Raw genomic sequence first — 24,257 nt, forward strand, 5'->3', positions numbered from 1 at the left:
CCTGTCGGGCCAAGATCACTTCGTGATCTTGGTGACCTGGCCGGCGCCCACGGTCCGGCCACCCTCACGGATGGCGAACTTCAGGCCCTCTTCCATGGCGACGGGCTGGATGAGCTCCACCTTCATCTCGGTGTTGTCACCCGGCATGACCATCTCGGTGCCCTCGGGGAGGGTCACGACGCCGGTCACGTCCGTCGTACGGAAGTAGAACTGCGGACGGTAGTTGTTGAAGAACGGCGTGTGGCGGCCGCCCTCGTCCTTGGACAGGATGTAGGCCTGGGCCTCGAACTCGGTGTGCGGCGTGACCGAACCGGGCTTGATGATGACCTGGCCGCGCTCGACGTCCTCGCGCTTGATGCCACGGAGGAGCAGACCGACGTTCTCACCGGCCTGACCCTCGTCGAGCAGCTTGCGGAACATCTCGATGCCGGTGACCGTGGTGGTGGTCTTCTCGGTCTTGATGCCGATGATGTCGACGGTCTCGTTGACCTTGAGGACACCACGCTCGATACGACCGGTGACGACGGTGCCACGACCGGTGATCGTGAAGACGTCCTCGATCGGCATCAGGAACGGCTTGTCGACGTCGCGCTCGGGCTCCGGGATCGACTCGTCGACGGCCTTCATCAGGTCGAGGACGGTCTGGCCCCACTCCTTGTCGCCCTCAAGGGCCTTCAGAGCGGAAACCTTGACGACCGGCAGGTCGTCGCCCGGGAACTCGTACTCGGAGAGCAGCTCGCGGACCTCGAGCTCGACGAGCTCCAGGATCTCCTCGTCGTCCACCATGTCGGCCTTGTTCAGGGCGACGACGATGTACGGAACGCCGACCTGGCGGGCCAGGAGCACGTGCTCCTTGGTCTGCGGCATCGGGCCGTCGGTGGCGGCGACCACGAGGATGGCGCCGTCCATCTGCGCCGCACCCGTGATCATGTTCTTGATGTAGTCCGCGTGACCGGGGCAGTCGACGTGGGCGTAGTGACGGGTCTCCGTCTGGTACTCGACGTGCGCGATCGAGATGGTGATACCGCGCTGGCGCTCCTCGGGCGCCTTGTCGATCTGGTCGAACGCCGAGGCCTCGTTCAGGTCCGGGAACGCGTCGTGCAGCACCTTGGTAATGGCGGCCGTGAGGGTCGTCTTACCGTGGTCGATGTGACCGATGGTGCCGATGTTGACGTGCGGCTTAGTCCGCTCGAACTTCGCCTTCGCCACGGGGGTCCTCCTGGGAGTGGTTCTGGTACGCCTGCTTCATCGGCGCCAGGTGATCTTTGCTGTCAAATCCCGGGCCCCGGGCCGTTTCGCCACGATGGTGGAGGAACGACCCGTGAGGCTCCGGGGTCAAGCCTAAGGCGTGTGAACGCGGTGCGTGGAACGCAGGTGCGCTACTCGCCCTTGGCCTTCGCGATGATCTCCTCGGCGACGTTCCGCGGAACCTCGGCGTAGGAGTCGAACTGCATCGAGTAGCTTGCGCGACCCGACGTCTTGCTGCGGAGGTCTCCGACGTAGCCGAACATCTCCGAGAGGGGCACGAGGCCCTTCACGACGCGGGCACCGGCCCGCTCCTCCATGGCCTGGATCTGACCACGGCGGGAGTTGATGTCGCCGATGACCTCACCCATGTAGTCCTCGGGCGTGGTGACCTCGACGGCCATCATCGGCTCGAGCAGCACGGGGGACGCCTTGCGCGCGGCCTCCTTGAAGGCCTGCGATCCGGCGATCTTGAACGCGAGCTCGGAGGAGTCGACCTCGTGGTAGGCACCGTCGAGAAGCGTGACGCGGACGCCCGTCATCTCGTACCCGGCGAGGATGCCGAACTGCATGGCCTCCTGCGCACCGGCGTCCACCGAAGGGATGTACTCCTTCGGGATACGGCCACCGGTCACCTTGTTCACGAACTCGTACGAGGCGTCGCCGCCCTCGATCGGCTCGATCGCGATCTGCACCTTGGCGAACTGACCGGTACCACCGGTCTGCTTCTTGTGGGTGTAGTCCACGCGCTCGACGGCCTTGCGGATCGTCTCACGGTACGCGACCTGCGGCTTACCGACGTTGGCCTCGACCTTGAACTCACGGCGCATACGGTCGACCAGCACCTCGAGGTGCAGCTCGCCCATACCACCGATGATGGTCTGGCCCGTCTCCTCGTCCGAGTGGACCTGGAACGACGGGTCCTCCTCGGCCAGGCGCTGGATCGCGACGCCCAGCTTCTCCTGGTCGCCCTTCGACTTGGGCTCGATGGCGACCTGGATGACCGGCGCCGGGAAGTCCATGGACTCCAGGATCACCGGCTGCTTGTCGTCGCTCAGCGTCTCACCGGTGGTGGTCTGCTTGAGGCCCATGACGGCGACGATGTCGCCGGCGCCCACCGACTCGATCTCCTCACGCTTGTTCGCGTGCATGCGGTAGATCTTGCCGATGCGCTCCTTCTTGCCCTTGACGGAGTTCAGCACGGCGGTGCCGGACTCCAGGCGACCGGAGTAGATCCGGACGAAGGTGAGCTTGCCGAGGTGCGGGTCGCTCATGATCTTGAACGCGAGCGCCGACAGCGGCTCCTCGTCGGACGGCTTGCGCTTGATCACGACCTCGGGGTCCTTCACGTCGTGGCCCTCGATGGCCTCGACGTCAAGCGGGGTCGGGAGGTAGCGCACGACCGCGTCGAGCAGGGGCTGGACGCCCTTGTTCTTGAACGCGGTGCCACAGAACACCGGGGTGACCGTGGTGTCCTTGGACTTGCCGGACGCGATGGTGATGCGACGGATCGCGGCGTACAGCTGCTCCACGGAAGGCTCCTCGCCCTCCAGGTACAGCTCCATGATCTCTTCGTCGTTCTCGGCGACGGCCTCGATGAGCTTGCCGCGGTACTCCTCGGCAGCCTCGGTGTGCGTGGCCGGGATGTCGACGACGTCGTACATCTCGCCCTTGGCGGCCTCGGCGGACCAGACGAGCGCCTTCATGGTGACGAGGTCGACGACACCCTTGAAGTCGGCCTCGGCGCCGATCGGCAGCTGCATGACGAGCGGCTGGGCGCCCAGGCGGTCCGAGATCATGTCCACGCAGCGGTGGAACTCGGCGCCGGTACGGTCCAGCTTGTTGACGAAGCAGATGCGCGGCACGCCGTAACGGTCGGCCTGACGCCACACCGTCTCGGACTGCGGCTCCACACCGGCGACGCCGTCGAACACCGTCACGGCACCGTCGAGCACGCGGAGCGAACGCTCCACCTCGACGGTGAAGTCGACGTGACCCGGCGTGTCGATGATGTTGATGGTGTGGTCGACGCCCTCAAGCGGCCAGTGACAGGTGGTGGCAGCAGAGGTGATCGTGATGCCACGCTCCTGCTCCTGCTCCATCCAGTCCATGGTGGCGGCGCCGTCGTGGACCTCACCGATCTTGTACGAAACGCCGGTGTAGAACAGGATCCGCTCGGTGGTGGTCGTCTTGCCCGCGTCGATGTGGGCCATGATCCCGATGTTGCGGACCCTGGCCAGGTCAAGCGAAGTGGTAGCCATAAGGCTTCAGTCTTCTCTCGGTCTCGATGGGGTCTGCGACTACCAGCGGTAGTGCGCGAAGGCCTTGTTGGACTCGGCCATCTTGTGCGTGTCCTCGCGCTTCTTCACGGCCGCACCGAGGCCGTTCGAGGCGTCGAGAAGCTCGTTGAGCAGACGCTCGGTCATGGTCTTCTCGCGACGGGCGCGGGAGTAACCGACGAGCCAGCGCAGCGCCAGGGTGTTGGCGCGGCCGGGCTTGACCTCGACCGGCACCTGGTAGGTGGCACCACCGACACGGCGGGACTTGACCTCGAGGGTCGGCTTGATGTTCTCGAGAGCGCGCTTCAGCGTGATGACCGGGTCGTTGCCGGTCTTCTCGCGCAGGCCCTCCATGGCGCCGTAGACGATGCGCTCGGCGGTGGAGCGCTTGCCGTTCAGCAGCACCTTGTTGATGAGGGAGGTCACCAGAGGAGAACCGTAGACCGGGTCGATGATGACCGGGCGCTTCGGGGCGGGGCCCTTACGAGGCATTCTTACTTCTCCTTCTTGGCGCCGTAGCGGCTGCGGGCCTGCTTGCGGTTCTTGACACCCTGGGTGTCGAGGGAACCGCGGATGATCTTGTAGCGAACACCCGGCAGGTCCTTCACACGGCCACCACGCACGAGCACGATGGAGTGCTCCTGCAGGTTGTGTCCCTCACCCGGAATGTAAGCGGTGACCTCGATCCCGCTGGTCAGACGCACACGCGCGACCTTACGCAGGGCCGAGTTCGGCTTCTTCGGGGTGGTCGTGAACACACGCGTGCAGACGCCGCGACGCTGGGGCGAACCCTCGAGTGCGGGCGTCTTGTTCTTCTCGACCTTGTCCTGCCGGCCCTTCCGGACCAGCTGCTGGATCGTAGGCACTACTTCTCCGGTTTCTGTGTGCCGAATGGTGAAGCTAACCTGGAACATCTCCGACCCACGCGGTCGGGTGTGTCGAACCCGCAGGACTTCCACCCGAAGGCGAGAAGGGCGCAGATTTCGGTGGCCGAATCAGGCTCGCCGTGCGGTTGATGGACACGCACGAGAGCCAGGGCACACCCCAGGCACAAGGTCTGAGCGTACCTACCTCACGGACTTCGGTCAAAACAAATGGAGTGGCCTCCGACACGCCGGACGTTCCCCTGTCAAGGGGTCCCGAGCCCGCCGCCGTCCGAATCGCGCTCTTCCGGCCCCCGCGATCTTGGGCTTTCCGTACGTCGACCCGTCTTCACAGCGGGGCCCGCAAGGGGATTCGGGGGATGTGGCTGGCCCTCGGCCGCTCCCTGGACTTCCCGCCACGCACGGTCCTGCCGCGCCAGGAGGCCCGTTCAGCCGCCCCCGATGGCCACCGCGAGCAGCAGGGTCAGGAACACCGTCCAGGCCGCGACCGACATCCACCCCAGGACCAGCCCGAGCAGCGCCAGCGCGTCGCCGGCCTCCCCGGTGCGCTGGATTTCCGAGCGCGCCGCCTGCCCGAGCACGACCGCCGGGACCCCGGTGAGCCCGAAGCTCGGCAGGCACAGCACCCCGCACAGGGCGGCCCCCACGGCCTTGCCGTTGGTCCGCGGCCGCGGCACCGCCATGAACGGCTGCGCGATGACCGGCTGTGCCATGAGCGGTTGCGCCAGCGGCCCCTGCGGCAGATCCCCGACCAGCAGCGCCAGCTCCCCGACGGTCCGGGCGGCGTAGGCACGGGCCACCCGCCGGTCGAACTCCGCCTTCTCCAGGCGCCCCTCCCCGTACCCCGCTCTGAGCACGTCCACGGCGCGTTCCCGGTCGGCGTGGGAGGCGAGCATGCCCGACGACGGCACGGCGTGCGGCTGCCAGGGCTGCGGCGCCCCCTGCCAGGGCTGCCACGAAGGATTCGACACGGCGTACCTCCCCTACCCCCCGAGCTCCCTCCATGATGCGCCGAACCGGCATTTCCGGCACAGACCGCGTCACCACCGGGAACGCCGAAGGGCGGCCACCTCGTGGAAACGAGGCGACCGCCCTTCAGAAACGACCAACCGGCCGACTCTTACTGGTTGTACGGACCGTAGTCGTAGTCCTCCAGCGGAACGGCCTGGCCGGAGCCCGTGCCGAACGGCGAGTAGTCGATGTCGTCGTAGCCGACGGCCGAGTACATCGCGGCCTTGGCCTCCTCGGTCGGCTCGACCCGGATGTTGCGGTAGCGGGACAGACCCGTACCGGCCGGGATGAGCTTACCGATGATGACGTTCTCCTTGAGGCCGATGAGGCTGTCGGACTTGGCGTTGATCGCCGCGTCCGTCAGCACTCGGGTCGTCTCCTGGAAGGAGGCGGCCGACAGCCAGGACTCCGTCGCCAGCGAGGCCTTGGTGATACCCATCAGCTGCGGACGACCGGAGGCGGGGTGACCGCCTTCCTGGACCACACGACGGTTCTCGACCTCGAACTTCGAGCGCTCGACCAGCTCGCCGGGCAGCAGCTCGGCGTCGCCCGACTCGATGATCGTCACGCGGCGCAGCATCTGCCGGATGATGATCTCGATGTGCTTGTCGTGGATCGACACACCCTGCGAGTTGTAGACCTTCTGGACCTCGCCGACCAGGTGGACCTGGACGGCACGCTGACCCAGGATGCGCAGCACGTCGTGCGGGTTGGTGGCACCCACGGTGAGCTTCTGGCCCACCTCGACGTGCTCGCCCTCGCTGACCAGGAGTCGGGCACGCTTCGAGATCGGGTACGCCGTCTCGTCGCTGCCGTCGTCCGGGGTGACGACGATCTTCTTGGTCTTCTCGGTCTCCTCGATCCGGACGCGGCCGGAGGCCTCGGAGATCGGGGCGACACCCTTCGGGGTACGGGCCTCGAAGAGCTCGACGACACGCGGCAGACCCTGGGTGATGTCGTCACCGGCCACACCACCGGTGTGGAAGGTACGCATCGTCAGCTGGGTACCGGGCTCACCGATGGACTGGGCGGCGATGATGCCGACCGCCTCACCGATGTCGACCAGCTTGCCGGTGGCCAGCGAGCGGCCGTAGCACATGGCGCAGGTGCCGACCTGGGACTCACAGGTCAGGATCGAGCGGGTCTTGACCTCCTCGACACCGTGGTGCACGAGCTGGTCGATGAGCACGTCACCGAGGTCCACGTTGGCCGGCGCGATCACCTTGCCGTCGATGACGACGTCCTCGGCGAGCATGCGGGCGTAGACGCTGGTCTCGACGTCGTCCGCCTTGACCAGGACACCGGCGGCGTTCTTCGAGGCGATCCGCAGCTTCAGACCGCGCTCGGTGCCACAGTCCTCCTCGCGGATGATGACGTCCTGCGAGACGTCCACCAGACGACGGGTCAGGTAACCCGAGTCGGCGGTACGCAGGGCGGTGTCCGCCAGACCCTTACGGGCACCGTGCGTGGAGATGAAGTACTCCAGCACGGACAGGCCCTCACGGAAGGACGCCTTGATGGGACGCGGGATGGTCTCGTTCTTGGCGTTCGACACCAGACCACGCATACCGGCGATCTGCCGCATCTGCATCATGTTTCCTCGGGCACCCGAGTCAACCATCATGAAGATGGGGTTCGTCTTGGGGAAGTTCTCGTTCATCGCCTCGGCGACCTCGTTGGTCGCCTTGGTCCAGATCGCGATGAGCTCCTGAGTGCGCTCTTCCTTGGTGATCAGACCGCGCTCGTACTGCTTCTGGACCTTCTCGTCCTGCGCCTCGTAGCCGCGGACGATCTCCTTCTTCGCCTCGGGAACGACGACGTCGGAGATGGCGACGGTGACACCGGAACGGGTCGCCCAGTAGAAGCCGGCCGCCTTCAGGTTGTCGAGCGTCGCCGCCACGATGACCTTGGGGTAGCGCTCGGCGAGGTCGTTGACGATCTCGGAGAGCTGCTTCTTGCCCACCGAGTAGTCGACGAACGGGTAGTCCTCGGGCAGCAGCTCGTTGAAGAGCGCGCGGCCCAGGGTGGTCCGCAGACGGAACGAGTCACCGTTCTGCCACTCCGGCTCGCCCTCCTCGCGCACCGGCGGCGTCCAGCCACGCGGCGGGATGGTGCCCACCGGGAAGCGGATGTCGATCGGCGACTGGAGCGCCAGCTCGCCCGCGTCGAACGCCATGATCGCCTCGGCCGTGGAGCCGAACGCGCGGCCCTCGCCCTTGGTGTCACGCAGCTCGCCGTCGGTGGTGAGGAAGAACAGACCGAGGACCATGTCCTGGGTCGGCATCGTCACCGGACGGCCGTCGGCGGGCTTGAGGATGTTGTTCGAGGACAGCATCAGGATGCGGGCCTCGGCCTGCGCCTCCGCGGACAGCGGCAGGTGCACGGCCATCTGGTCACCGTCGAAGTCCGCGTTGAACGCGGTGCAGACGAGCGGGTGGATCTGGATGGCCTTGCCCTCGACCAGCTGCGGCTCGAAGGCCTGGATGCCGAGGCGGTGCAGGGTGGGAGCACGGTTCAGCAGCACCGGGTGCTCGGCGATGACCTCTTCGAGGACGTCGTACACGACCGTGCGGCCGCGCTCCACCATGCGCTTGGCGCTCTTGATGTTCTGCGCGTGGTTCAGGTCCACCAGGCGCTTCATCACGAACGGCTTGAACAGCTCCAGCGCCATCGCCTTCGGCAGACCGCACTGGTGCAGCTTCAGCTGCGGACCGACGACGATCACGGAACGCGCGGAGTAGTCCACACGCTTGCCGAGCAGGTTCTGACGGAAACGACCCTGCTTGCCCTTCAGCATGTCGCTGAGGGACTTCAGCGGGCGGTTGCCGGGACCGGTGACCGGGCGACCACGACGACCGTTGTCGAAGAGGGCGTCCACGGCCTCCTGGAGCATGCGCTTCTCGTTGTTCACGATGATCTCGGGCGCACCGAGGTCGAGAAGGCGCTTCAGGCGGTTGTTCCGGTTGATCACACGGCGGTACAGGTCGTTCAGGTCGGAGGTCGCGAAGCGGCCACCGTCCAGTTGCACCATCGGGCGAAGGTCCGGCGGGATGACCGGGACGCAGTCGAGGACCATGCCCTTGGGGCTGTTGGAGGTCTGCAGGAAGGCAGACACGACCTTCAGCCGCTTCAGCGCACGGGTCTTCTTCTGGCCCTTGCCGGTGCGGATGATCTCGCGGAGGCGCTCGGCCTCCTCGTCGAGGTCGAAGGACTCCAGGCGCTTCTGCAGCGCCGCGGCACCCATCGAACCGTCGAAGTACGTGCCGAAGCGGTCCCGCAGCTCGCGGTAGAGCAGCTCGTCGCCCTCCAGGTCCTGGACCTTGAGGTTCTTGAAGCGGGTCCACACCTCGTCGAGACGGTCGATCTCGCGCTGCGCACGGTCACGCAGCTGCTTCATCTCCCGCTCGGCACCTTCGCGCACCTTGCGGCGCACGTCGGCCTTGGCGCCCTCGGCCTCCAGCTCGGCCAGGTCGGTCTCGAGCTTCTTGGCGCGGGCCTCCAGGTCGGAGTCGCGGCGGTTCTCGATCTGCTGACGCTCGACGGAGACGTGCGCCTCCAGCGAGGGCAGGTCACGAGTACGGCGCTCGTCGTCGACGTACGTGATCATGTACGCGGCGAAGTAGATGACCTTCTCGAGGTCCTTCGGGGCGAGGTCGAGCAGGTAGCCCAGCCGCGACGGAACGCCCTTGAAGTACCAGATGTGCGTGACGGGCGCGGCGAGCTCGATGTGGCCCATCCGCTCACGGCGCACCTTGGCGCGCGTGACCTCGACGCCACAGCGCTCACAGATGATGCCCTTGAAGCGGACGCGCTTGTACTTGCCGCAGTAGCACTCCCAGTCCCGGGTCGGACCGAAGATCTTCTCGCAGAAGAGTCCGTCCTTTTCGGGCTTGAGCGTGCGGTAGTTGATCGTCTCGGGCTTCTTGACCTCGCCGTGGCTCCACTGACGGATGTCGTCAGCGGTGGCCAGACCGATCCGGAGCTCGTCGAAGAAGTTGACGTCGAGCACTATGCGTCAATCCCTCTCAGGGTTGTAAGTCATGGGGTCTGATACGGGGGTCCTGGGGCCGGCGGCCTTCTGAGCGAAGGCCGCCGGACTCCCGTCAGACCTCTTCGACGCTGCTCGGCTCGCGCCGGGACAGGTCGATGCCAAGCTCCTCCGCAGCGCGGAAGACGTCCTCGTCGGTGTCGCGCATCTCGATGGACATGCCGTCCGAGGACAGCACCTCCACGTTGAGGCACAGGGACTGCATCTCCTTGATGAGCACCTTGAAGGACTCGGGGATGCCGGGCTCGGGGATGTTCTCGCCCTTGACGATGGCCTCGTAGACCTTCACGCGGCCGGTGACGTCGTCGGACTTGATGGTCAGCAGCTCCTGGAGGGCGTACGCGGCGCCGTATGCCTCCAGCGCCCACACCTCCATCTCACCGAAGCGCTGGCCACCGAACTGGGCCTTACCACCCAGCGGCTGCTGGGTGATCATCGAGTACGGACCGGTCGAGCGCGCGTGCAGCTTGTCGTCGACCAGGTGGTGCAGCTTGAGGATGTACATGTACCCGATGGAGATCGGGTCCGGGAACGGCTCACCGGAGCGGCCGTCGAACAGCCTCGCCTTACCGGTCGGCTGCACCATGCGCTCGCCGTCGCGGTTCGGGATGGTGTGGTTCAGCAGACCCGCGAGCTCGTCCTCACGGGCACCGTCGAAGACCGGGGTCGCGACGTTGGTGCCGGGGGCGACGGAGTCGGCGCCGATCGCCTGGAGGCGCTGCGCCCAGTCCTCGGCGAGACCGGAGACGTCCCAGCCGCGGCTGGCGAGCCAGCCGAGGTGGATCTCCAGGACCTGTCCCGGGTTCATTCGGGACGGCACACCCAGCGGGTTGAGGATGATGTCGACCGGAGTTCCGTCCTCGAGGAACGGCATGTCCTCGATCGGAAGGATCTTCGAGATGACGCCCTTGTTGCCGTGACGGCCGGCGAGCTTGTCACCGTCGGTGATCTTGCGCTTCTGCGCCACGTACACGCGCACCAGCTGGTTCACACCGGGGGGAAGCTCGTCGCCCTCCTCGCGGTCGAAGACGCGGACGCCGATGACCTTGCCGATCTCACCGTGCGGGACCTTCAGCGAGGTGTCACGGACCTCACGGGCCTTCTCACCGAAGATCGCGCGCAGCAGGCGCTCCTCCGGCGTCAGCTCGGTCTCACCCTTGGGCGTGACCTTGCCGACGAGGATGTCACCGGCGACGACCTCGGCACCGATCCGGATGATGCCGCGCTCGTCGAGGTCGGCGAGGACCTCCTCGGAGACGTTCGGGATGTCCCGGGTGATCTCCTCGGGGCCGAGCTTGGTGTCACGGGCGTCGACCTCGTGCTCCTCGATGTGGATCGAGGAGAGGACGTCGTCCTGCACGAGGCGCTGCGACAGGATGATCGCGTCCTCGTAGTTGTGACCCTCCCACGGCATGAACGCCACGAGCAGGTTCTTGCCCAGGGCCATCTCGCCGTTCTCGGTGGCCGGACCGTCGGCGAGCACCTGGCCCGTGATGATGCGGTCGCCCTCGTTGACGATGACCTTCTGGTTGACCGAGGTGCCCTGGTTGGAGCGGGCGAACTTGGCCAGGCGGTACGTGATGTACGTGCCGTCGTCGTTGGCGGTGGTGATGTAGTCCGCGGAGACCTCCTGGACCACACCGTCCTTCTCGGCCTTGACCACGTCGCCGGCGTCGACCGCGGAGCGGTACTCCATGCCGGTGCCGACGAGCGGGGCCTCGCTCTTGATGAGCGGAACGGCCTGGCGCATCATGTTCGCGCCCATGAGGGCACGGTTGGCGTCGTCGTGCTCGAGGAACGGGATCATGGCGGTCGCGACCGACACCATCTGGCGCGGCGAGACGTCCATGTAGTCCACGTCGTCACCGGGGACGTAGTCGACCTCGCCGCCACGACGGCGGACCAGGACGCGGTTCTCGGTGAAGCGCAGGTCGTCGTCGAGCAGGGCGTTGGCCTGCGCGATGACGAAGCGGTCCTCCTCGTCGGCCGTCAGGTAGTCGACCTCGTCGGTGACCACGCCGTCGGTGACCCGGCGGTACGGCGTCTCCACGAAACCGAACGCGTTGACGCGGCCGTAGGAGGCGAGCGAACCGATCAGACCGATGTTCGGGCCTTCGGGCGTCTCGATCGGGCACATGCGGCCGTAGTGCGAGGGGTGCACGTCACGGACCTCGAAGCCGGCCCGCTCACGGGACAGACCACCGGGACCCAGCGCCGAGAGACGACGCTTGTGCGTCAGACCCGACAGCGGGTTGTTCTGGTCCATGAACTGCGACAGCTGGCTGGTGCCGAAGAACTCCTTGATGGAGGCGACGACCGGCCGGATGTTGATCAGGGTCTGCGGCGTGATCGCCTCGACGTCCTGGGTCGTCATGCGCTCACGGACGACGCGCTCCATACGAGCCAGACCCGTGCGGACCTGGTTCTGGATGAGCTCGCCGACGCTGCGCAGACGACGGTTGCCGAAGTGGTCGATGTCGTCGGTCTCGACGACGATGCTCGTACCCCGGTCGCCGACCGTCTCGGTCTCGCCCGCGTGCAGCTTCACCAGGTACTTGATCGTCGAGATGATGTCCTCGACGGTCAGGATGCCGGCGTCGAGCGGGGCGTCCGCGCCCAGCTTCTTGTTGACCTTGTAGCGGCCGACCTTGGCGAGGTCGTAGCGCTTGGGGTTGAAGTAGAGGTTCTCGAGCAGCGTCTGCGCGGCCTCACGCGTGGGGGGCTCGCCCGGACGCAGCTTGCGGTAGATGTCGAGCAGCGCGTCGTCCTGGCCCTGGGTGTGGTCCTTCTCCAGGGTGGCGCGCATGGACTCGTACTCGCCGAACTCCTCGAGGATCTGCTCGGTGGTCCAACCGAGGGCCTTGAGGAGGACGGTCACGGACTGCTTGCGCTTGCGGTCGATGCGGACACCGACCATGTCGCGCTTGTCGATCTCCATCTCCAGCCAGGCGCCCCGGGACGGGATGATCTTGGCCGAGAAGATGTCCTTGTCGGACGTCTTGTCGATGGAGGAGTCGAAGTAGACACCCGGCGAACGGACCAGCTGCGACACCACGACACGCTCGGTGCCGTTGATGACGAAGGTGCCCTTGTGGGTCATGAGCGGGAAATCACCCATGAAGACCGTCTGGGACTTGATCTCGCCGGTCTCGTTGTTCGTGAACTCGGCCGTCACGAAGAGCGGGGCCGCGTACGTGAAGTCACGGTCCTTGCACTCGTCGATGCTGTTCTTCGGCGGCTCGAAACGGTGGTCCCGGAACGTCAGCGACATCGACCCGGAGAAGTCCTCGATCGGGGAGATCTCCTCGAAGATCTCCTCCAGACCGGACTTGGTGGGGACGTCCTGACCGGATTCCAGAGCCTCCTCGACCCGACTCTGCCAAGCGGTGTTGCCGAGCAGCCAGTCAAAGCTCTCGGTCTGCAGCGCGAGCAGGTTCGGAACCTCGAGAGGCTCCTTGATCTTTGCAAAAGAGATGCGCAGCGGGGCAGTGCTGGCAGCGTTGTTCGTATTCGCGGTCGAGGCGTTGCGCGAGGCGGCCAAGAGGGGGTCCTTCCGAGGGCTCGGACTCACTACGCGCGTACCGGTCCCTCTCCCGCGCACAAAGACAGGCTCCCTCTGGTCCGGCTTTTTATGGCCAGGTCAGAGAAGTGCTGATCGTCATGGCTGAGGCGAGGGCAGACCCCTGGTGACGGGCAGGGGGCAGCTAACAGGCAGCGCAAAGGGTCAGTGTAGCCACTTGGCGCACTGATGTCCAGCCCCGATTTTCTTTGATCCTCGTCACCCTCAACGCTTTCGGCACGCCTGCCCTCAACGCACGTTGATACTGCCCTCTTCGTCGCCGATCCATGCCTCGGATTCGGACCGTTCTGGCGACGCGTCCTGAGAATTGCGCGCTGCGTGCGGTTCGTCAAGGCCTGTCTTGCCCAAAACCGGGTGCCGCGCTCGTCACTTGCGGTGTGCCTCCGGCCTGCCACCAGGGGCGCTCAAGGGGCACGACGAAGATCACCATACTCCCCGCCACCACGGTCGCAAGGCAGCCGCCACGACGCCCTCGGGAACGCCGAAGAGCGACCACCCGGATGGATGATCGCTCTTCGGTGCGTCAGCGTTACAGCCCTCTTACGAGGCCTGCGGCGCGCAGCGAGTCCGTGCGGACCCGCGAGGTGTTACTTGACCTCGACGGAGGCGCCGGCGCCCTTGAGGGACTCGGCGGCCTTCTCGGCGGCGTCCTTGGCGACCTTCTCGAGAACGGGCTTCGGGGCGCCGTCCACGAGGTCCTTGGCCTCCTTCAGACCCAGGGAGGTCAGCTCACGCACGACCTTGATGACCTGGATCTTCTTCTCGCCGGCGCCGGTGAGGATGACGTCGAACTCGTCCTTCTCCTCCTCGACCGGGGCGGCGGGGCCACCCTGGGCCGGGCCCGCGACGGCGACGGCCGCGGCGGCGGTGACGTCGAACTTCTCCTCGAACGCCTTCACGAACTCGGAGAGCTCGATGAGGGTCATCTCCTCGAACTGCGCGAGCAGGTCGTCCTGAGACAGCTTCGCCATGATGGGCGATCCTTCCACTAATTTCGGCAGGTGCCGGATGTATCGATACGGCGGGCGTACTTACGGCCCGCTACGACCCACGCCTCAAGCGGCGCGGATCAATGCGCGAGCCGAGTTACTCGGCACCGCCCTGCTCGTCCTGCTTGGCACGAAGCGCGTCCACGGTACGGACGAGCTTCGACGGGAGCGCCTGGAAGACCTGAGCAGCCTGAGTCTGCTTGCCCTTGAAGGCACCCGCCAGCTTGGCGAGCAGAACCTCGCGGGACTCGAGGTCCGCGAGCTTCTTGATCTCGTCGGCGGACAGCGCCTTGCCGTCAAGGACACCGCCCTTGATGACGAGGTTCGGGTTGTCCTTGGCGAAGTCACGAAGACCCTTCGCCGACGTCACCGGGTCACCGGTGATGAAGGCGACCGCCGTCGGACCGTTGAACAGGTCGTCGAGCGTGGAGATCCCGGCCTCGTTGGCCGCGATCTTGGTCAGCGTGTTCTTCACCACGGCGTACTGGGCGTCTTCACCGAGCGAACGACGCAGCGTCTTGAGCTGCGCCACGGTGAGACCCCGGTACTCGGTCAGCACGGCGGCGTTCGAGCTACGGAACTGCTCCGCGAGCTCGGCTACCGCGGCAGCCTTGTCGGGCCTTGCCATAAGCGTGGCCTCCTTCCGGGTGATGAGGACCGCTCGCAAGGGGCCGGAGAAAAAACGAAACGCCCCGGCGCAGGCGCACGGGGCGTAGCTCGACCGGCATTCGCACGCTGCGAGGCAGCGAAGTCCGGGAGCACATCCACATTCACCTGCGCGGGTCGTCCGCGATGTTCAGCGGATCCTTCGGCCACCGCGCCCTCTTGCGAGCACACGGCAACGACCAGCGGTCTTTGGCTTCTGTAGGAGAGTACGTGACCGGATCGCCGTCAGGCAAATCCGGTCCTACGAGGCTCAGCTCTCGTCGAGCCCCTTCATCATCTCCGCGAGGTCCATGGTGTCCTTCGCGGGCGGCGCGGTGACCGTCACGGGCTTGTTGTAGTCGAGGAAGGTGACGGTCATGTCGAGCGGGCCCTTGTCGGCGTCGCCCTTCATGCGGAACTGCTTGGTCCTGTCGTCACCGTCGACCCACATGTCCATCGTGAGCTTGTCGACGCCCATCTTCTCGTACTGCTGAACGCTCTTCTCGCGCTTCTCGCGGGTGGCCTTGTCCTGGTCCTTGAAGGAGGCTCGGAGGCTGTCGAGGGTGACGGTGCCCGTGTAGTGGGTGGTCTCGACACCGTCGACCTTCTCGGTGCCGACCTTCTTCACGTCCTTGGCGCCGGTGAGGAACGTGGACTCGGCCGCCGGGTTCTGCTCGGCCTGGCCCGCTCCGGCCGCACCCCCGCCGAGCTCCTCGTCGCTCAGCGCGGACATGTCGAACTTCATCCACGTCTTGCCGTCCATCTCCTTGGCCATCTCGGGGTTGCCCCCGATGTACATGGCCTTGTCGACGAGCCGGATCTCCGCCGAGCCGTCCTTGCCCTGGTCGAGCGCCGTCATCTTCATGCTCATGGCGACGGTGGGCTTGATCCGCATCGAGGCCTCTGCCTTGACGCGCCCCTGCTGCGGATACTCACCCGACATCCGATAGTGCAGCGAGGTGATGTCGTCCGCGTTCTTCGCGGCCTTGGCCACGGCCGCGGCCGGCGTCATCTCCGGCGACTTCTCGGAGTCCCCCTTGGAACAGCTCACGGCACCGGCGGCGAGCGCCACGGCGGCCAGACCGGCACCGAGCGTGCGACGGCGCGCGGAATGTCGTACAGAAGATCCCATTGTTTCCCCCCAAGGAACACATGGACGATTCACATCCGAGCCGCGAGCCTAACTGATCGGTAGGTAAGCGGTCCCGTGAATTCGCCGGGCTCAGGAGGTGGTGCCGTCCTGTGACTTCAGGAGGGTCTTGAAGTCCTCGGTGTCCGAGGCCGGGGGCCTGGTGACGGAGACCCGCACGCCGTAGTCGCTGTAGTGGGCGGTCTGGGTCACCTGCTCGGTCGCGGTGCGGCTCTTCTCGACCTTCTTGACCAGCAGGTCCCTGTCGTCGACCCAGATGTCGACGGTCTCGGTGGTGACGCCGGCCCGTTCGAGCTGTGTTCTCAGTTCCGCGTCGGAGACGTCCCCCACCCGCACGGTGCCCGAGTAGTGGGTGGCGGCCTGTCCGCCCACCTGTTCCACGCCGACCTCGCGCACGTCGTCGGAGTCCAGCAGCAGCTTCACGGACTGGTCGGGTGTGGTGCTGCGCATCTGGTCGGCGAAGTTCGCCCCGCCACCGACGGCCTTGAGGTCCTCGTAGGCGTACCGGACCCAGTGCTTGCCGCCGAGCCGCGCGGCGAACGTGTCGCCCATGCGCGCGTAGTAGGCGTCGGCGAGATAGCGGGCCTCCATCGAGATGACACCCAGCTCCCGCATGGTGTCCGCCACCGTCCCACCGGTGTACGTGATCGTCATGGTCCCCTTGAGACCGGCGCCCCAGCCGATGACACCGTCCCCCGTGACGGACAGCTGGGTGCCCATGACCGTGACCGAGCGCACCCTCGCCGACGCGGCCTCCTCGGTGGACCGCTCGGCGGCGCGCAGGGCGGCGAGGGAGGCCGGGCCGGTCGCCTTCGGGCTCTGCCGGGGCTCCTCGGCGGAACCGGACGACGTACAGGCGACCAGACCCGTCAGCGCGGCCATCGCGGCGACCGAACAGGCCGTTCGGCGTCCCGTGGTGCTCTTCATGTGTCCCCCTGTGCGATCGCCCTGCTCGCACGCTAGCCCAGGGCACGGCGGCCGCACATGGGAACGGGCCCCGCACCTCGGAAGGTGCGGGGCCCGTGACCTGACGTCGGTGAGCGTTCAGGCTCAGACCGCGGCCGGGTCCTCCTCGACGAGGAGGTTGCGGGTGCGGTTCGGGTCGACCGGGATGCCGGGGCCCATGGTGGTGCTGACCGCGGCCTTCTTGATGTAGCGACCCTTGGCGGCGGACGGCTTCAGACGGAGGATCTCCTCCAGCGCGGCGCCGTAGTTCTCCACCAGCTTGTCGTCCTCGAAGGACGTCTTGCCGATGATGAAGTGCAGGTTCGAGTGCTTGTCGACGCGGAACTCGATCTTGCCGCCCTTGATGTCGGTGACGGCCTTGGCGACGTCGGGGGTGACGGTGCCGGTCTTCGGGTTCGGCATCAGACCACGCGGACCGAGCACGCGGCCGAGGCGGCCGACCTTGCCCATGAGGTCCGGGGTGGCGACGACGGCGTCGAAGTCCAGACGGCCCTTCGCCACCTCGTCGATGAGCTCGTCGGAGCCGACGATGTCGGCGCCCGCGGCAGTCGCGGCCTCGGCACGGTCACCGGTCGCGAAGACCAGGACCCGGGCGGTCTTACCGGTGCCGTGCGGAAGGTTCACGGTGCCACGGACCATCTGGTCGGCCTTGCGCGGGTCGACACCCAGACGGAAGGCGACCTCGACGGTGCCGTCGAACTTGGTCGTGGAGGTCTCCTTGGCGAGACGGACGGCCTCGAGCGGGGCGTACAGCTTCTCCCGGTCGATCTTGGCGTCCGCAGCCTTGAGAGCCTTGCTGCGCTTGCTCACTGCTTCTCCTGTTGAGTCATAGGAGTCGTGGTCCGGGCCGAGCAGGCCCTACCACTTCTGCTGATGTACGGGGGTGGGGCTCAGCCCTCGACGACAACGCCCATGGAACGCGCGGTACCGGCGATGATCTTCGCGGCGGCGTCCAGGTCGTTGGCGTTGAGGTCGGGGAGCTTGGTCGTGGCGATCTCGCGGACCTGCGCCTCGGTGATCTTGGCGACCTTGGTCTTGTGCGGCTCGCCGGAGCCCTTCTCGATGCCCGCGGCCTTGAGGATCATCTTCGCGGCCGGCGGCGTCTTGGTGATGAAGGTGAAGGAACGGTCCTCGTAGACCGTGATCTCCACCGGGATCACCCAGCCACGCTGCGACTCGGTCGCGGCGTTGTACGCCTTGCAGAACTCCATGATGTTGACGCCGTGCTGACCCAGCGCGGGGCCGACCGGCGGAGCCGGGTTGGCGGCACCGGCCTGGATCTGGAGCTTGATGAGCCCCGTGACCTTCTTCTTCTTGGGAGGCATTACTCTCCGGGTCCTTTCAATCGAGGTGTGCCCACGACCGGGTCGCGTCCCGGATGCAGGCATACCGCACAACGATAGCGGGTATAGGTGTGCGGCTAAAAACCGAGCAGGTCAGACAAGCTTTGACAGCCCGTCTGACCTGGTCGGAAGCGTGCGGTCCGAAGAACCTCAGTTCTTCTGGATCTGGTCGAAGCTCAGCTCGACCGGGGTCTCGCGACCGAAGATCTCCACCAGACCCTTGACCTTCTTCGAGTCGGCGTTGATCTCGTTGATGGTCGCCTGGAGCGTGGCGAACGGGCCGTCGGTGACGGTGACCGAGTCGCCGACCTCGAAGTCCAGCACCTGGACCTCGACCTTGCGGGCCGGAGCCGGCTTGCCCTCGGCCTCGGCGGCCTCGCGGGCGGCCTTCTCCTCGGCCTCCGGGGCGAGCATCTTGACGATCTCGTCCAGGGTCAGCGGGTACGGGTCGTAGGCGTTGCCCACGAAGCCGGTGACGCCGGGGGTGTTGCGGACGACGCCCCAGGACTCGTTCGTCAGGTCCATGCGCACCAGCACATAGCCGGGGAGCTTGTTCTGACGGATCGTCTTGCGGTCGCCGTTCTTGATCTGGACGACCTCTTCCTGCGGCACCTCGGCCTGGAAGATGTAGTCCTCGACGTTCAGCGAGACGGCACGCTGCTCGAGGTTGGTCTTCACGCGGTTCTCGTAACCGGCGTAGGTGTGGATGACGTACCACTCGCCGGGGAGGGTGCGCAGTTCCTCGCGCAGCGCGGCGACGGGGTCGACCGGCTCGGCCGGCTCCTCCTCGACGTCCGCCACCTCGTCCTCGACGGACTCGATGTCGCCGCCGGACTCGATGTCGCCGCCGGACTCGTCCTCGGCGCCCTCGTCCTCGGCGTCCTCGACGTGGAGCGCGGCTTCCTCGGCGGGCTCGCCGGCCTCTTCATCGGCAGCCTCGACCTCGTCCAGGTCCTCGTCCGCGCCCTCGACGATGTCGAGCTCGTCTTCCACGGGCTCGTCCGGCTCGATGGCGTCGTTCAGGTTCTGGTCAGACACGGTGGCTGCTTCTTCCTGGATACATAGGGGTGGAACATGCGAAAGGGGCGCCGGTAACCGCGGCGCCCTTCGCAATTTTGCTCAGCCGAAGACGTACTTGGCGGCGTGGTCGAGCCCATAGTCAATCACGGTGACCAGGCCGATCATGACGATCACGAAGACGATCACCACGGTCGTGTAGGTCGTCAGCTGGCTGCGCGTCGGCCAGACGACCTTGCGGAGCTCCGCGACGATCTGCCGGTAGAAGAGCGCAAGGCGCTTCAGCGGGCCCTTCTTGGCACGCTTGCCGCCCTTGCGGGCCTTCGACGGCGCCTCATCCTGGGCATCAGGCGTATCGATGGAGCCCACGGCGTCCGCCATTCGTCCTCACCTGTTCCCGGGTCGTGGCCGTGCCGCGCCCGGTCTGAGCCGCACGGCGGTGCATTACCTGTACGTACATGCGCACACATCCTGGCGGTGTGTGTAGCAGGGCCGGAGGGACTTGAACCCCCAACCGCTGGTTTTGGAGACCAGTGCTCTACCAATTGAGCTACGACCCTTTGTGGTTCTCCCCAAACGTACCGCATCCGCCCGAGTGCTCGGTGTGCACCGGATGAGTGCGGCCGTGGTGAGGCCAACGAGGTGAGAGTGTACGTGCTTCGGGGCCCCCCGTCGAACAGAAAGCGCCCGTACGGGCCGTACGGACGGAAGATCCACTGCGGGTCGGCCGAAGATCACCCAGGCCACCGCGCGAATCCGGACGCGTGTTCCGCCCGTGTTCAGTCCGTGAAACCCGTGTGCCGGGGGCGTTTCCGGTCTGAAACGATGGCCCCATGAGCGCTGCAACCCCTCCCACCGAGCGCCGGGTCTCCGCCCGAGTCGGCGCGATCTCCGAGTCCGCCACCCTCGCCGTGGACGCCAAGGCCAAGGCCCTCAAGGCCGCCGGGCGGCCGGTGATCGGCTTCGGCGCCGGTGAGCCCGACTTCCCGACCCCGGACTACATCGTCCAGGCCGCCATCGAGGCCTGCTCGAACCCGAAGTACCACCGCTACACGCCCGCCGGCGGTCTGCCCGAGCTGAAGGCCGCGATCGCCGCGAAGACGCTGCGCGACTCCGGCTACCAGGTCGACGCCTCCCAGGTCCTGGTGACCAACGGCGGCAAGCAGGCCATCTACGAGGCCTTCGCCGCGATCCTCGACCCGGGTGACGAGGTCATCGTCCCGGCTCCGTACTGGACCACCTACCCGGAGTCGATCCGCCTCGCCGGCGGTGTCCCGGTCGAGGTCGTCGCGGACGAGACGACCGGCTACCGCGTCTCCGTGGACCAGCTGGAGGCGGCCCTCACGCCGAACACCAAGGTCCTCCTGTTCGTCTCCCCCTCCAACCCGACCGGCGCCGTCTACACCCGCGCGCAGGTCGAGGAGATCGGCCGCTGGGCCGCCGCCAAGGGCCTGTGGGTCCTGACCGACGAGATCTACGAGCACCTGGTGTACGGCGACGCGGAGTTCCACTCGCTGCCGGTGGTCGTCCCCGAGCTCGCCGACAAGACCATCGTGGTCAACGGCGTCGCCAAGACGTACGCCATGACCGGCTGGCGGGTGGGCTGGGTCATCGGCCCGAAGGACGTGGTCAAGGCCGCGACGAACCTCCAGTCGCACGCCACGTCCAACGTCTCCAACGTCGCCCAGGTGGCCGCGCTGGCCGCCGTCTCCGGCGACCTGTCGGCCGTGGAGAAGATGAAGGAGGCCTTCGACCGCCGCCGCAAGACGATCGTGCGGATGCTCAACGAGATCGACGGCGTGCTCTGCCCCGAGCCCGAGGGCGCGTTCTACGCGTACCCGTCGGTCAAGGGCCTGCTCGGCAAGGAGATCCGCGGCAAGCGGCCGCAGGACACCGTGGAGCTCGCCGCGCTGATCCTGGAGGAGGCCGAGGTCGCGGTCGTCCCGGGTGAGGCGTTCGGCACGCCGGGCTATCTGCGGCTGTCGTACGCCCTGGGTGACGAGGATCTCGTCGAGGGTGTCTCCCGGATCCAGAAGCTGCTGGCGGAGGCCACGGACTGACGTCCGCCGCCTTGGGGGCCGCCCGCCGGAGTCGGTGGGCGGCCCCTTCGTTTGTGCGAGCAAGACCACGTTCGGGGAAAGCGCTACCGGGACTGCGGGGACGTACGGCAGGATCCTGGAATGGAGCGTGTACGTGATGTCTCTGAGCTGCCGAAAGCCCATCTGCACCTGCACTTCACCGGGTCCATGCGGCCCGGCACCGTCCTGGAGCTGGCCGACAAGTACGGCGTACGGCTGCCCGACGCGTTGACCGAGGCGCTGACCAGTGGGGAACCGCCGAGTCTGCGGGCCACCGACGAGCGGGGCTGGTTCCGCTTCCAGCGGCTGTACGACGCCGCGCGATCCTGTCTTCGGCAGCCCGAGGACATCCAGCGGCTGGTGCGGGAGGCCGCGGAGGAGGACGTGCGCGACGGCTCGGGGTGGCTGGAGATCCAGGTCGACCCGACGTCGTACGCCCCGCGGCTGGGCGGGCTGATCCCGGCGCTGGAGGTCATCCTCGACGCCGTGGAGACCACCTCGCGCGAGACCGGGCTCGGGATGCGGGTGCTGGTGGCCGCGAACCGGATGAAGCACCCCCTGGACGCGCGGACGCTGGCGCGGCTGGCCGTGCGGTACGCGGACCGGGGCGTCGTCGGGTTCGGGCTCTCCAACGACGAGCGGCGCGGCATGGCGCGGGACTTCGACCGGGCGTTCGCCATCGCGCGCGAGGGCGGGCTGCTGTCGACGCCGCACGGCGGGGAGCTGGCCGGGCCGGCCTCGGTGCGGGACTGCCTCGACGACCTGGAGGCGCACCGGATCGGGCACGGGGTGCGCGCGGCCGAGGACCCGCGGCTGCTGAAGCGGCTCGCGGACCGGGGCGTGACGTGCGAGGTGTGCCCGGCGTCGAACGTGGCGCTGGGGGTGTACGAGAAGCCCGAGGACGTACCGCTGCGGACGCTGTTCGAGGCGGGAGTGCCGCTGGCCCTGGGCGCCGACGACCCGCTGCTGTTCGGTTCCCGGCTGGCCGCGCAGTACGAGATCGCCCGCTGGCATCACGCCTTCACGGACCAGGAGCTGGCGGAGCTGGCCCGGCAGTCGCTACGGGCCTCCGCGGCGCCGGAGGACGTCAAGGCACGGCTGCTTGCCGGTGTGGACGAATGGCTCACTCGCCCGGCTTCTTGAAGTGCGCGTAGGGCGGGTACGCCTTGTAGCAGACGTCCACCTCCAAGGGGTGTCCGCCGGTCCCGGGCGGCTCGGCCAGGGTGAAGGCCGTCATGAACGCCATGCTTCCTTGGGCGACGCGCTTCTGCCGCGGCCCCCAGCCGGCCGCGTAGGCGAATGCGGTGGCCATCTCTGCGAAGACGTCCCTGGTGCCGAACAGGAAGAACGTCCGAGCGTGCGTGGCGTGCCGCAGCTCCTCCCCGGTGTCCGCGTGGGACCGGCGTGCGCGCCAGGACTCGGCGTCCCGCGCGGTGCGGGCCTCGTCCGTGTGGACGGTCAGCGGGGTGCCGCGGGTGAGTCTGCGGCGCAGCTCGGGCCACCGGCTCGCGCGCAGACCCGCGCTGTGCTGGGCCAGGACGAGGTCGACACACTCTCCCCATCCCTCGTCGGGCGGGACGCCGTCGCGCAGCGGGACGTGGACGATCGTGTGCCGCGAGTAGGCGGCGAAGGAGAACAGGCCCGCGAGCCGGTTCAGCCCGTCGTGATCACCGAGGAGCAGGCCGATCGGCTCCGGCGCGCTCAGTGAGGCGTGGCGGAGGGGGGTGCGGGGGCGGACGACACGGTGCTGGTGCGGTCCGATGCGGGGGGTGTACTCCGTGAGCCTCAGCCGCACGCCGGGGTCCTCCGCTCGCCTACAGGGTCACGCCGACGGTCACCGGTTCGTTGACGAGGGTGATGCCGAAGGTCTTGTGGACGCCCGCCACGACCTCTCGGGCGAGGGCGAGGAGGTCCTCCGTGGTCGCCTCACCCCGGTTGGTCAGGGCCAGGGTGTGCTTGGTGGAGATACGGGCGGGGCCGGTGCCGTAGCCCTTGGTGAAGCCCGCCTTGTCGATGAGCCAGGCGGCGGAGGTCTTCGTGTGGCCGTCGCCGGCCGGGTAGGCGGGGGGCACGGCGTCCTCGCCGAGGTGGGCCTTCACGCGCGCGTGGAACGCGGTGAACTCCTCGTCGGTCAGGATCGGGTTGGTGAAGAACGAGCCCGCCGACCAGGTGTCGTGGTCCTCGGGGTCCAGGACCATGCCCTTGCCGGAACGCAGCTTCAGTACGGTCTCGCGGGCGGCGGCGAGGGGGACGCGATCGCCGGGTTCTACGCCGAGGGCGCGGGCGGTCTCGGCGTACTTGATCGGGGCGGAGAGGCCGTCGGCGTCCTCCAGCTCGAAGCGGACGCGGAGGACGACGTAGCGGTCGGGGTCCGCCTTGAAGCGGCTGTGGCGGTACGAGAAGGCGCAGTCGGCGTTGGAGAGGGTGACCGTGTCGTGGGTGCGGCGGTCGTAGGCGATCACCTCGGTGATCGTGGAGGAGACCTCCTGGCCGTAGGCGCCGACGTTCTGGATGGGGGTCGCGCCCGCGGAACCGGGGATGCCGGCGAGGCATTCGACGCCGGCGAGTCCGGCCTCCACGGTGCGGGCGACCGCGTCGGTCCAGACCTCGCCGGCGGCGAGCTCCAGACGGGTGCCGTCGAGGTCGACGCCCTTGGTGGCGATGACCAGGGCGGTGCCGTCGAATCCCTTGTCGCCGATGACGAGGTTCGAGCCGCCGCCGATGAGCAGGAGGGGGGTGCCGCTGTCGTCGGCCTCGCGGACGACCTCGATCACCTCGGCGTCGGTGGTGGCCGTGACCAACCGCGCGGCGGGGCCGCCCAGGCGGAAGGTGGTGAGCGGGGCGAGGGGGGCTTGGTGTCGTTCCTGCACGGGCTCAAGGGTACGAGACGGGGGGTGGGCGGTGCGCCTCCGCGGTGCGTGGGGGGTCGGGGCCGCACCGGGGGGTGTCCGTCCTCGGTCGGGCGGAACTGTGGGACCAAGCTGTGCCGCCAGTCGGACGCCCGACACTGCGGGCGGGCACC

At 67.4% G+C, this 24,257-nt stretch carries 19 protein-coding genes and 1 tRNA gene; 2 read left to right on the top strand and 18 right to left on the bottom strand.

Going from position 1 to position 24,257, the window contains the following annotated elements:
* Window positions 1-15: 15 nt before the first annotated feature.
* The 16 genes from tuf to ACH41F_RS32855 form a co-directional block, all read right to left on the bottom strand.
* Window positions 16-1,209 carry an elongation factor Tu gene (gene tuf / locus ACH41F_RS32780; protein WP_079308664.1) on the bottom strand — a complete coding sequence of 398 codons (1,194 nt, stop codon included), beginning with the start codon at window positions 1,207-1,209 and terminating at the stop codon, window positions 16-18.
* Window positions 1,210-1,379: 170 nt separating this feature from the next.
* Window positions 1,380-3,506, bottom strand: a complete 2,127-nt coding sequence (gene fusA / locus ACH41F_RS32785; RefSeq protein ID WP_109497757.1) for an elongation factor G — start codon at window positions 3,504-3,506, stop codon at window positions 1,380-1,382.
* A gap of 39 nt (window positions 3,507-3,545) precedes the next feature.
* Window positions 3,546-4,016 (bottom strand): 30S ribosomal protein S7, encoded by a 471-nt coding sequence (gene rpsG, locus ACH41F_RS32790; RefSeq protein WP_003998848.1) that lies wholly within the window; start codon window positions 4,014-4,016, stop codon window positions 3,546-3,548.
* A 2-nt stretch (window positions 4,017-4,018) separates the two neighbouring features.
* Window positions 4,019-4,390: a 30S ribosomal protein S12 gene (gene rpsL / locus ACH41F_RS32795; protein WP_003948652.1), complete on the bottom strand. Its 372-nt coding sequence runs from the start codon at window positions 4,388-4,390 to the stop codon at window positions 4,019-4,021.
* 446 nt (window positions 4,391-4,836) lie between these two features.
* On the bottom strand, window positions 4,837-5,379 hold the full coding sequence (locus ACH41F_RS32800; RefSeq protein WP_391239674.1) for a DUF1707 domain-containing protein: 543 nt from the start codon (window positions 5,377-5,379) through the stop codon (window positions 4,837-4,839).
* Between the two features lie 149 nt (window positions 5,380-5,528).
* Complete coding sequence (locus tag ACH41F_RS32805; protein ID WP_391239677.1) at window positions 5,529-9,428, bottom strand: DNA-directed RNA polymerase subunit beta'; 3,900 nt, start codon at window positions 9,426-9,428, stop codon at window positions 5,529-5,531.
* A 94-nt stretch (window positions 9,429-9,522) separates the two neighbouring features.
* Window positions 9,523-13,008 (bottom strand): DNA-directed RNA polymerase subunit beta, encoded by a 3,486-nt coding sequence (rpoB, locus tag ACH41F_RS32810; protein WP_391239680.1) that lies wholly within the window; start codon window positions 13,006-13,008, stop codon window positions 9,523-9,525.
* 626 nt (window positions 13,009-13,634) lie between these two features.
* Complete coding sequence (gene rplL, locus ACH41F_RS32815) at window positions 13,635-14,018, bottom strand: 50S ribosomal protein L7/L12 (RefSeq protein ID WP_391239683.1); 384 nt, start codon at window positions 14,016-14,018, stop codon at window positions 13,635-13,637.
* Window positions 14,019-14,133: 115 nt separating this feature from the next.
* Window positions 14,134-14,664 carry a 50S ribosomal protein L10 gene (gene rplJ, locus ACH41F_RS32820; RefSeq protein WP_391239686.1) on the bottom strand — a complete coding sequence of 177 codons (531 nt, stop codon included), beginning with the start codon at window positions 14,662-14,664 and terminating at the stop codon, window positions 14,134-14,136.
* A 288-nt stretch (window positions 14,665-14,952) separates the two neighbouring features.
* The gene (locus ACH41F_RS32825; RefSeq protein ID WP_391239689.1) at window positions 14,953-15,813 is read right to left on the bottom strand and encodes an LppX_LprAFG lipoprotein; all 861 of its coding nucleotides are present in this window, start codon (window positions 15,811-15,813) and stop codon (window positions 14,953-14,955) included.
* A gap of 90 nt (window positions 15,814-15,903) precedes the next feature.
* The gene (locus ACH41F_RS32830) at window positions 15,904-16,758 is read right to left on the bottom strand and encodes a hypothetical protein (protein WP_391239692.1); all 855 of its coding nucleotides are present in this window, start codon (window positions 16,756-16,758) and stop codon (window positions 15,904-15,906) included.
* A gap of 123 nt (window positions 16,759-16,881) precedes the next feature.
* Window positions 16,882-17,607 (bottom strand): 50S ribosomal protein L1, encoded by a 726-nt coding sequence (gene rplA / locus ACH41F_RS32835; RefSeq protein WP_391239695.1) that lies wholly within the window; start codon window positions 17,605-17,607, stop codon window positions 16,882-16,884.
* Window positions 17,608-17,687: 80 nt separating this feature from the next.
* Window positions 17,688-18,122, bottom strand: coding sequence for a 50S ribosomal protein L11 (gene rplK / locus ACH41F_RS32840; RefSeq protein WP_079312374.1), 435 nt, complete (start codon window positions 18,120-18,122; stop codon window positions 17,688-17,690).
* Window positions 18,123-18,290: 168 nt separating this feature from the next.
* Complete coding sequence (nusG, locus tag ACH41F_RS32845) at window positions 18,291-19,178, bottom strand: transcription termination/antitermination protein NusG (RefSeq protein ID WP_391239698.1); 888 nt, start codon at window positions 19,176-19,178, stop codon at window positions 18,291-18,293.
* A gap of 81 nt (window positions 19,179-19,259) precedes the next feature.
* Entirely contained in the window at window positions 19,260-19,538 is a 279-nt protein-coding gene (gene secE / locus ACH41F_RS32850) for a preprotein translocase subunit SecE (RefSeq protein WP_391239701.1), read from the bottom strand.
* Window positions 19,539-19,644: 106 nt separating this feature from the next.
* A tRNA-Trp gene (locus tag ACH41F_RS32855) sits at window positions 19,645-19,717 on the bottom strand.
* A 273-nt stretch (window positions 19,718-19,990) separates the two neighbouring features.
* Between ACH41F_RS32855 and ACH41F_RS32860 the strand changes: the two genes are divergently transcribed.
* Together ACH41F_RS32860 and ACH41F_RS32865 are read left to right on the top strand one after the other, a co-directional pair.
* Window positions 19,991-21,217 (top strand): aminotransferase class I/II-fold pyridoxal phosphate-dependent enzyme, encoded by a 1,227-nt coding sequence (locus tag ACH41F_RS32860; protein WP_391239704.1) that lies wholly within the window; start codon window positions 19,991-19,993, stop codon window positions 21,215-21,217.
* Window positions 21,218-21,337: 120 nt separating this feature from the next.
* Window positions 21,338-22,378, top strand: a complete 1,041-nt coding sequence (locus ACH41F_RS32865) for an adenosine deaminase (protein ID WP_398838742.1) — start codon at window positions 21,338-21,340, stop codon at window positions 22,376-22,378.
* Here ACH41F_RS32865 and ACH41F_RS32870 read toward each other — a convergent pair.
* Entirely contained in the window at window positions 22,359-23,030 is a 672-nt protein-coding gene (locus ACH41F_RS32870) for a hypothetical protein (protein ID WP_398838743.1), read from the bottom strand. The genes ACH41F_RS32865 and ACH41F_RS32870 overlap by 20 nt on opposite strands.
* Before the next feature lie 19 nt (window positions 23,031-23,049).
* Window positions 23,050-24,105 carry a UDP-N-acetylmuramate dehydrogenase gene (locus tag ACH41F_RS32875; RefSeq protein ID WP_391239714.1) on the bottom strand — a complete coding sequence of 352 codons (1,056 nt, stop codon included), beginning with the start codon at window positions 24,103-24,105 and terminating at the stop codon, window positions 23,050-23,052.
* Window positions 24,106-24,257: the final 152 nt, after the last annotated feature.

Source organism: Streptomyces sp. NPDC020489 (assembly GCF_044386545.1).
GTDB lineage: Bacteria > Actinomycetota > Actinomycetes > Streptomycetales > Streptomycetaceae > Streptomyces.

Coding starts and splice junctions, on each gene's coding strand:
- fusA (WP_109497757.1), bottom strand. CDS start 3,506: ATGGCTACCACTTCGCTTGACCTGGCCAGGGTCCGCAACATCGGGATC.
- rpsG (WP_003998848.1), bottom strand. CDS start 4,016: ATGCCTCGTAAGGGCCCCGCCCCGAAGCGCCCGGTCATCATCGACCCG.
- rplL (WP_391239683.1), bottom strand. CDS start 14,018: ATGGCGAAGCTGTCTCAGGACGACCTGCTCGCGCAGTTCGAGGAGATG.
- rplJ (WP_391239686.1), bottom strand. CDS start 14,664: ATGGCAAGGCCCGACAAGGCTGCCGCGGTAGCCGAGCTCGCGGAGCAG.
- ACH41F_RS32825 (WP_391239689.1), bottom strand. CDS start 15,813: ATGGGATCTTCTGTACGACATTCCGCGCGCCGTCGCACGCTCGGTGCC.
- ACH41F_RS32830 (WP_391239692.1), bottom strand. CDS start 16,758: ATGAAGAGCACCACGGGACGCCGAACGGCCTGTTCGGTCGCCGCGATG.
- rplK (WP_079312374.1), bottom strand. CDS start 18,122: ATGCCTCCCAAGAAGAAGAAGGTCACGGGGCTCATCAAGCTCCAGATC.
- secE (WP_391239701.1), bottom strand. CDS start 19,538: ATGGCGGACGCCGTGGGCTCCATCGATACGCCTGATGCCCAGGATGAG.
- ACH41F_RS32860 (WP_391239704.1), top strand. CDS start 19,991: ATGAGCGCTGCAACCCCTCCCACCGAGCGCCGGGTCTCCGCCCGAGTC.
- ACH41F_RS32865 (WP_398838742.1), top strand. CDS start 21,338: ATGGAGCGTGTACGTGATGTCTCTGAGCTGCCGAAAGCCCATCTGCAC.